Raw genomic sequence first — 2,114 nt, forward strand, 5'->3', positions numbered from 1 at the left:
TTCTTCTGCGATCTGTTCTGCGGACTTCTCTTACATTCACTCTATTGGCAGCAATATTTACTTCATCGGCCCTAATATTCTGAACTCGTCTTCTTCCTGTTTGCTGGAACATTCATCTTCCCCCCTTCCTTTTTCACTAATATAGACTATGCTTTAGTTTAAATATGGAGTGGACAAACAACTAAAATAAAGTGCCCATTTTCTAAAAATGCTCGCCTTTTTTATAGCAATCATTCTATCCCTTTACTAGTTGAAACCTAGCTTTTTCAGCTCACTTTTCAAATAGTTGTTTCTATCCGTTATAAATTTACAAATGAATTCCGGTTCCATATCAAATTGTTCGATATACATTTTTTTATAGGGATCTTTTAAAACATAAGGACGAAGGTTCGTATATATGTCCTGTATTATTGGTTTCATAAAGTCGACTGTAAATTGATGTTTGAGGATCTGATCGAGGTTCTTATAATATAAATTTCTAAATGAAGGGACATCGAGCATTCTTGCCGATAACGTATTAAAACCTTCTATTCTTACATAGTCATAATCCATAATCTCCCCATGAACATCTCTTCCCCAAGTTGCATCATAATCCCAAGGAAGAATTTCAAATAACCCCGCATCACCATTCCTGCACAAAGCATAGTTCTGAACAAATCCATCGTAGTTTTGAGTACAAACCGCACCTGCTAGCCAAAGCAAATACTTTTCAACATCCATATAATTTCCTATCTCTCGTTCAAATTCTTCTCTTAAAAGTGTATTGGCTTTGAAAATAAACTCTTGTAAGATCAAACATTCTTCGTCCGGTCCATACTTTATTTCATAGCCCATTTCTAAAGATCTCTTAGGAGCATTATCATATTCACTAATCAGTGAGAAATTTGCATCTCCATCAACCGCGTAAAATATCGATTGTACTGGGATATTCCTTTTTTTGAAAAAGTATTCATCTACTGACTCTAATTGTAAATAAACTCCTTCTGGTTTTCCATTTAATACAAGAAAAACATGCTCTGCAGAGGGGGCCTTGACACCAATACTAGAGAAAAAATCAAAAGAAAGCTTATTTCTTATTAATGAATGATCTTTATATTCTGCATTTAAATGAAGCTCTTTTGCCCCATTCCATGTCCTAGGTTTATAAAAATGAAAATGATACGACTTCTTCTTGAACTCTCGAACATAATATCCTCGGTACCTAATATCAATGTCATGCTTTTTATTTTGAATGTTTATTATTCCCGTAACAGATTTATCTGACCAAATATTCTTCTTTAAATCGATGAGGCTTTTCGGATTTATAAATAAGTTATAGATTGGTATATCTGTTTTTTTCAAAATAATCTCCCCCAACCGAACATGTTATTAAATGGTATGACAAACATTAAAAGGGTGACAGTCCTATTTCCAAAAATACGCAATCGTCTAAGGCAAAACTTCTTTCGGATCCGTATTCTAATAGCAGGAAGATGAAGAATGAACCAATCAATAAGGAGGATATGACTTTGAAAGGTTATAGTGAAGCCGATATCCATCGTGCGGTTGAAGAAGTAATCGCTGCAGGAATGGAAAAGTTTCTTTATCAAGAGCCATTTTCATCTAAAAGATCAAGGCAGTCTGATAGCAGAAAGTGTTCGCTCGATACAAGAATGGATCGTGAGAATGATGAATAAAAGCTTTGCAAATGCAAAGCTTTTTAATTACAAAGCAATATACATAGGATTTTTTAATTAAGGGGAAGATACATGAATGAAAACGAAAGGAGCAGATACAATGGCAAGAGGTAAAGAATTTAACCACAAAAACAAAAATCACCCTGGTAATTTCCCAGACAATTCAGTAATAGAAAGTAAAGCAACAGAGGCACAAGAGGATGAAGAATTTCTTGTTGTGCAGGAGGCCTTCAAAAATCGCATAGAAGGTCACGATGGGACCGAATTTCGGGATAAGTAATTCGAACAAATATCTAGTATAGATAAATTTAACTGGACAAGTTTTCTGCTTTTCTTGAAAACTTGTCCAATTAATCTACTTTGCTGGACAGCTTTTTTACTTTTTCCGAAAAGCTGTCCACTAAACTTACTTTGTCGGACAGCTTTTTCACTTTTTCC

At 34.5% G+C, this 2,114-nt stretch carries 4 protein-coding genes; 2 read left to right on the forward strand and 2 right to left on the reverse strand.

Annotated features, from left to right (window positions below; translation table 11 throughout):
• Positions 1-246: 246 nt before the first annotated feature.
• On the reverse strand, positions 247-1,344 hold the full coding sequence (locus V7164_RS17275; RefSeq protein WP_335354711.1) for a CotH kinase family protein: 1,098 nt from the start codon (positions 1,342-1,344) through the stop codon (positions 247-249).
• A gap of 164 nt (positions 1,345-1,508) precedes the next feature.
• On the opposite strand from V7164_RS17275, the gene V7164_RS17280 reads away from it, so the two are divergent.
• Entirely contained in the window at positions 1,509-1,676 is a 168-nt protein-coding gene (locus tag V7164_RS17280; RefSeq protein ID WP_335354708.1) for a CotG/ExsB N-terminal domain-containing protein, read from the forward strand.
• A gap of 76 nt (positions 1,677-1,752) precedes the next feature.
• The gene (locus V7164_RS17285; protein ID WP_335354709.1) at positions 1,753-1,956 is read left to right on the forward strand and encodes a hypothetical protein; all 204 of its coding nucleotides are present in this window, start codon (positions 1,753-1,755) and stop codon (positions 1,954-1,956) included.
• Here the strand turns inward: V7164_RS17285 and V7164_RS17290 are convergent.
• Positions 1,926-2,114: hypothetical protein (locus tag V7164_RS17290; RefSeq protein ID WP_335354710.1), on the reverse strand; the 189-nt coding region annotated here is incomplete at its 5' end. The genes V7164_RS17285 and V7164_RS17290 overlap by 31 nt on opposite strands.

The sequence above is a fragment of the Bacillus sp. JJ1474 genome (assembly GCF_036965225.1).
Lineage (GTDB): Bacteria > Bacillota > Bacilli > Bacillales > Cytobacillaceae > Cytobacillus.